6 protein-coding genes and 1 riboswitch are annotated in these 6,000 nt (G+C 39.6%); all 6 genes read left to right on the forward strand.

What is annotated here, in order from left to right:
* The first annotated feature begins 402 nt into the window (after window positions 1-402).
* Entirely contained in the window at window positions 403-1,095 is a 693-nt protein-coding gene (mobB, locus tag I4N53_RS12045) for a molybdopterin-guanine dinucleotide biosynthesis protein B (RefSeq protein ID WP_003868642.1), read from the forward strand.
* Between the two features lie 215 nt (window positions 1,096-1,310).
* Window positions 1,311-1,434, forward strand: a riboswitch (molybdenum cofactor riboswitch).
* Window positions 1,435-1,635: 201 nt separating this feature from the next.
* Window positions 1,636-2,520 carry a substrate-binding domain-containing protein gene (locus tag I4N53_RS12050; RefSeq protein WP_214496346.1) on the forward strand — a complete coding sequence of 295 codons (885 nt, stop codon included), beginning with the start codon at window positions 1,636-1,638 and terminating at the stop codon, window positions 2,518-2,520.
* 14 nt (window positions 2,521-2,534) lie between these two features.
* A complete protein-coding gene (locus I4N53_RS12055; protein ID WP_003868644.1) occupies window positions 2,535-3,233 on the forward strand; it encodes an ABC transporter permease in 699 nt (232 codons plus the stop codon).
* A gap of 50 nt (window positions 3,234-3,283) precedes the next feature.
* Window positions 3,284-4,045 carry an energy-coupling factor ABC transporter ATP-binding protein gene (locus I4N53_RS12060; RefSeq protein ID WP_003868645.1) on the forward strand — a complete coding sequence of 254 codons (762 nt, stop codon included), beginning with the start codon at window positions 3,284-3,286 and terminating at the stop codon, window positions 4,043-4,045.
* 185 nt (window positions 4,046-4,230) lie between these two features.
* Window positions 4,231-4,728, forward strand: a complete 498-nt coding sequence (locus I4N53_RS12065) for a molybdenum cofactor biosynthesis protein B (protein ID WP_009052268.1) — start codon at window positions 4,231-4,233, stop codon at window positions 4,726-4,728.
* Window position 4,729: 1 nt separating this feature from the next.
* The gene (gene glp, locus I4N53_RS12070; protein WP_214496347.1) at window positions 4,730-5,950 is read left to right on the forward strand and encodes a gephyrin-like molybdotransferase Glp; all 1,221 of its coding nucleotides are present in this window, start codon (window positions 4,730-4,732) and stop codon (window positions 5,948-5,950) included.
* The last annotated feature ends 50 nt before the right edge of the window (window positions 5,951-6,000 follow it).

Genomic DNA, 6,000 nt, shown 5'->3' on the forward strand with positions numbered 1-6,000 from the left:
GCGAGAATGTTTTATAATAGTAAAAGTGGCTTTCTACAGATTTAGAGCATAGTCGCAGAAAGGGCAACGATAAGTATGATGATTTTTTAGGAGAGGGCTTTTCAGGTGCCCACTTATGTTTATACACTTTACGTTGTAGCTTCTGGTAGTCCTCAAGGTCTTTGCCGAAACTGCGCAAAAAGAGAGGAGGAGTGCTGCATACAGGACATTCATCGACATCTACTTCAGGAGGCTTAATGTGCCTGACATTCGACAACTACCAACTTCGACTCCAAGGGGAGGGAATCTTTCTTTTTTCTCAAATTTTCTCAAATCTTTTGGTATCAAATGTTGTAAGGTTTGATAGCCCTTAAAGGAGGAAGCATATCTGACAAACTGTCAATACCCTAGGAGGTATTAAAATTGAAGATAATAGGTGTTATAGGAACAAAAGATACAGGTAAAACCACTCTTGTAACAAAAATTGTTAGAAAATTAGTGGATGAGGGGTACAGGGTTGCCACCCTGAAACACACCCATACAGGCTTTGATTTTGCAGATAAAGACACTGGTAAACACAGAGAAGCAGGGGCAGAGCTTGTAGTCGGTAGTGGAGAAGAAACCTTTTTTCTTCTTGGTAGGAAAATGGTGCTTGATGAACTTGTAGGTACTATCCAGCTTCTTGGGGATTTCGATTTCCTGGTTATCGAGGGTTTTAAAGAGATGCCCCATGCAAACATTTCTACTTCCACTGAAAATGAATTCACGATAAGAAAGGTGGATCCATTCTCCCTTAAGGAGGAAGAATTGGATGAACTCATTGAAGTCATAAAGAACAGAAGTTACTGTTTGCTGCAGGGGCTTAACTGTAAAAAGTGTGGTTTTGAATCATGCAGGGACTTTGCAATGGCAAAGGTCCAGGGAGCTGCAGATGATATAAACTGTAAGAGCCAGCCAAAAAGGGCTCTTCTGAGAATAAATGGTCACCCGGTACCTATGAATCCATTTGTACAGGAATTTATATCAAAAACAGTTCTTGGTATGATCGATGCACTTGACATGAAAAACCACGAAATTGAGAAGGTTGAGTTAATTATAAGAAATAATTATGAATAATGCACCATAAACGCATAGATGAATTGAAATTATTAGTTTAGGATAATTACCACAGACTTAAGGATCTTATGACAGGAAGAGTAATGTGAAGTGTTATTAGTCTTTTTAACCAATGCTGGTGTTCTTACTATAAATAATGTTGGGGTGGACAAAAATTATGTATCTAAGATCGCTTGACGAAGCTAATTAATCGAGATAAAAAAATTATTAAAGTAAGGAGAATAACTCTCCGAGCCTTTATGTCTAAGGGGCGAAGAGCCCTATGAGATAAAGGCCGATAGGGTATTGATGGAAACATCAATGCCTCCCGTGTTGGAAAGGAGAGGCAATGCATTTGCATTTATGCAAAGCAAGAATGCGTAAGGTAAAGTAATTGTGTCCTTGCTTTGCGAAAACGATGCAGTGCCTTCTCCGGAAGGCATTTTTTTGTACCTTTGTTAGGGACTAATTTCAATGGTAAAAGCTAAAGAATGGAATCTTTCCAGTTTTAATGGGTAAGGTTTAAACAAAAACTAATAGTGATGATGGAGGATGAATACCATGGCAAGAATATCAAAGAAGTTTTTGATGATCCTTTTATATTCTATTTTGTTGTTTAGTTTATTTTCTCTGAACGGTTGTACAGGTTCTAAAACTTCAGAGAAGATTTCCCCAGGTAATCGAGATGTAATTTTGGCGACAACAACAAGCACGCAGGATAGTGGGCTTTTGGATTACCTTTTACCGATCTTTGAGAAAGAAACAGGATACAAAGTAAAAGTGGTTGCCGTGGGGACAGGACAGGCTTTGGAGATGGGAAAAAGGGGGGAAGCAGATGTTCTTCTTACACATGCTCCTGCGGCAGAGAAAGAACTTGTGGACAACAAGGATGTTATAAACTATCAGTTGGTAATGCACAATGATTTCATTGTGGTTGGTCCTTCAGAGGATCCAGCGCAAGTTAAGAATGCGGTTTCAGTAGAAGCAGCCTTTCAGGCGATTGCTGAAAAAGGTGTACCGTTTGTTTCGAGGGGTGATGATTCGGGTACACACAAAAAGGAATTGAGTTTATGGAAAGCAGCAGGGATTGATCCCAAGGGAAAGTCGTGGTATATAGAAAGCGGCACAGGAATGGGACAAACGCTCCTTATTGCTAACGAAAAACGGGCGTATACACTAACTGATCGGGGAACATACCTTGCATACCGCGATAAATTAGATCTTACCATTGTTCGAGAAGGAGATAAGGGTCTTCTTAATATTTATCACGTCATGCAGGTTAACCCCGAGAAACATCCTGGGAAACACATAAACAGCGATGGAGCCAAAGCTTTTGTGGAGTTTATGATTTCGCCCAGAACGCAGGAACTTATTGGCAAATTTGGGGTAGACAAATACGGAGTGCCGCTCTTTTTCCCCAATGCCCAAAAAGGGGAAGTAGAATAAGGAGTTGAATAAAAGTGGAACTTATTTGGGAAGGCCTGAAAGGAGCATTCAAATTTCTTTTTCATGGGGATCCAGAAATCAGAGAAATTACTCTTCTTTCTCTTAGGATTGCTGCGTGGGCTATAGGGATAAGTTCAGCCATTGGCCTTCCACTTGGGATTGCACTTGGAGTAAGCACGTTCCGTGGCAGGGATTTTCTTCTGACTTTAGCCAATACCGGCATGGGACTTCCACCGACAGTTGTGGGGCTTTGGGTAGCTATTGTGCTATGGCGTACCGGCCCTTTAGGAGGACTAAAGCTGATTTATACTCCTACTGCCATCATCATTGCTGAAGTAATTCTTACCGTGCCTATTATTATAGCTTTGGTAGCTGCAGCTGCGTCGGATAAAAAAGCTAAATTACACGATTTTTTTCTTTCTTTAGGGTTGAACCCTCTTCAATATATGTGGCTTTTACTTCGGGAAATTCGTAGCTCAGTTTTAACAGCAATCATTGCCGGTTTTGGACGTGCAATTTCGGAGGTAGGAGCAGCAATGATGGTAGGAGGGAACATCGCTGGGGAAACCCGCACGCTTACCACCGCTATTGTTCTTGAAGTATCTAAGGGTGAGTTTGACCGCGCGTTAGCGATAAGTTTTGTACTTCTTGCCTTATCGTTTTCTATTACTGCCTTTATTACCCATCTTCAGTATCAACAAAACTTAAAGTAGAAGCGGGAAAAACAAGAAATAATTAGATTAAAGAAAGGAGGTAGAGGAGTATGAATTATATGTTTGAACGCAAAGCTACCGATTTTCGGGATATAGAGAATCAAACGCCGGTTATTATAGCCGAAGATATTAGTGTACGGCGCAATGAACGCTTTATCCTGCGAAACATAAGCCTCGTTTTGCATCAAGGGGAACGTTTGGGACTTGCGGGTCCCAATGGTTCAGGAAAAAGTACGCTCCTTAAAGTCTTATCCTTACTAATTCCACCGTCTTCTGGGAGGCTTACAGTTCTTGGCTTTATGGGAGACGGGCGGTCTTCAGTGACTGTTCGCCGAAAGATGTCTATCGTCTTTCAACAACCGACGACGCTCACAGGGAGTGTTTTGCAAAACGTGAGTATTCCCCTGCGCATGCGAGGACTTTCTGCCCGAGAAGCAACCAAGCGGGCATATGAGTGGCTTAAGTGTTTTGATTTAGAAAAGCTTGCTTTTCAGCGGATACATACACTTTCTGGGGGAGAACTTGCACGTCTTCAGCTAGCAAGGGCGTTTGCTATGGAACCGGAAATTTTGTTCCTTGATGAACCTTTTGCAGCAGTGGATGCTACTTCACGGAGTCCACTAAAGGCCCTTCTTCGGGAGATTCTGGCAAAAAACAAGGTTTCACTGCTTCTTATTAGTCATGATTTTCGTGACCTTCTCGATCTTACTGAGCGCACGCTGGTTCTTTTGGATGGGCACATTGTTGCACAAGGTAAAACCCAAACTTTGCGCATACAATCTCCACTCGTGCGTGAGATTTTTCCGGAGTAAAGTTTTTCGGGATACAAAGGTTGCTCAATATGTCTCTACTCTATACCATACTTATTTAAGCAGTTTGCGAAAAAAGTTTTTTATTTCAAGTAGAAGGAATACTAATTACTATACTTTTATTATAAATGAAGGCAGGATAAAAAAATAAATTAGTGGGGGAAAGCAAGAAAGGGGATGATAAATTAATGATTAAAGTTGCTATTTTGACTGTTAGTGACAAGGGTTTTAGAGGAGAGAGAATTGACACAACATCATCTGCTATAAAAGAAGTTTTAGATCCAGCGATATATTCTATTGAAGAAATAAGAATCGTTCCAGATGAAATAGAAGATATAAAACGTGAACTAGTAAGATTTTGTGATGAATTAAAAGTTGACCTTGTTTTGACAAATGGAGGAACTGGATTTTCAAAGAGGGACGTAACACCAGAAGCAACGATGGCTGTGGTTGAGAAATTGGTTCCTGGAATTCCAGAAGCAATGAGGGCAAAGTCTTTAGAAATAACTCCACATGCTATGCTATCCCGCGCTGTTGCAGGAATTAGAAAGAGCACTTTAATCATAAATCTTCCAGGAAGCCCTAAGGGGGCTGTTGAAAACTTAAATGTTGTTTTACCTGCTCTTAAGCATGGAATTGAGATTTTAAAGGGTGAAGCTTCAGAATGTGCAAGAAAGGACGATTAAAATGGAACTTTTAAAACTTGTTACAGTAAAAGAGGCAAAGGAGATAATAGAAAAAAATATTAGTTTTAAACCTGGCATAGAGAAAATAAGTATTTTAAATTCGTTAGGAAGAATTTTAGCAGAAGACATATATGCACCGGAAAATGTTCCCGATTTTAGAAAATCAACCGTTGATGGATATGCTGTGATTTCGAGTGATGTTTTTGGAGCGAGTGAGAGTTTACCTGCAATTTTAAAGCTTGTTGGAGAAGTCAAGATAGGAACGGAACCAACCCTGGATATAATGCCAGGAGAGTGCATGTATGTTCCAACAGGGGGTATGCTTCCTAAAAGTGCCGATACTGTTGTTATGATTGAATACACAGAAAAACTTGATAATGAAACTATTTTAGTCAATAAACCAGCTGCGCCCTTTCAAAACATAATTGAAATTGGAGAAGATGTAAAAAAAGGTGAACTCATTTTAAAAAAAGGCACAAAATTGAGACCCTACGAAATAGGGGTTTTATCAAGTCTTGGAATATTAGAGGTGGAGGTTTATAAAAAAGTAAAGGTTGGAATTATTTCCACAGGCGATGAGATAGTGGACCCTAAGGAGAAAATTAATAAAGGACAGGTCAGGGACATAAATAGCTATCTGTTATACTCTCTGTGTCTTGAAGAAGGAGCAGAGCCTATTCCATACGGCATTGTTAAAGATGATTATGAAAAATTAAGAGAGAAATTGCAAGCGGCAATAAGTGAATGCGATTTGGTTTTGATGTCGGGTGGCAGTTCAGCCGGCAACAAAGATGAAACTCTCAGGGTTATAAGTTCATTTGAAAATTCGAATATTTTTATTCATGGAGTTGCTATACGACCTGGGAAACCTACGATTGTTGGAAAAGTAGGTGATAAATTCATATTTGGACTTCCAGGGCATCCACTGGCCTGTGCGGTAATATTTAAAACCCTTGTTATTCACTATTTGGACAGGATAAGGAATTTTGAAAGAGAAGAATATCCGGTTGAGTGCAGGTTTGCCGTAAACTATCATAAGGCTGAGGGTAGAGCAGAATTTTTACCTGTTAGTATAAAAGAAGTGGAAGGAAAATTAATTGCGTATCCCACTTATTATGAATCAGGACTTATATCTCGTTTTGCAAAATCCTTTGGATATGTTTACATCGAAAAAGAATTAGAGGGCATATCTGAAGGACAAATAGTTAAAGTTTATAAATAGGTGATTGCAAAATGAGATAAATATTAGAGTAAAAAAGTTACATTACAAGG

Origin of the sequence: Thermoanaerobacter sp. CM-CNRG TB177, assembly GCF_018588165.1 — a bacterium.
Taxonomy (GTDB): Bacteria; Bacillota; Thermoanaerobacteria; order Thermoanaerobacterales; family Thermoanaerobacteraceae; genus Thermoanaerobacter; species Thermoanaerobacter thermocopriae.

What these genes read in the sequence shown, in the direction of transcription:
- I4N53_RS12050 (WP_214496346.1), top strand. Translation starts at nt 1,636, where the DNA reads ATGGCAAGAATATCAAAGAAGTTTTTGATGATCCTTTTATATTCTATT.
- I4N53_RS12060 (WP_003868645.1), top strand. Translation starts at nt 3,284, where the DNA reads ATGAATTATATGTTTGAACGCAAAGCTACCGATTTTCGGGATATAGAG.
- I4N53_RS12065 (WP_009052268.1), top strand. Translation starts at nt 4,231, where the DNA reads ATGATTAAAGTTGCTATTTTGACTGTTAGTGACAAGGGTTTTAGAGGA.
- glp (WP_214496347.1), top strand. Translation starts at nt 4,730, where the DNA reads ATGGAACTTTTAAAACTTGTTACAGTAAAAGAGGCAAAGGAGATAATA.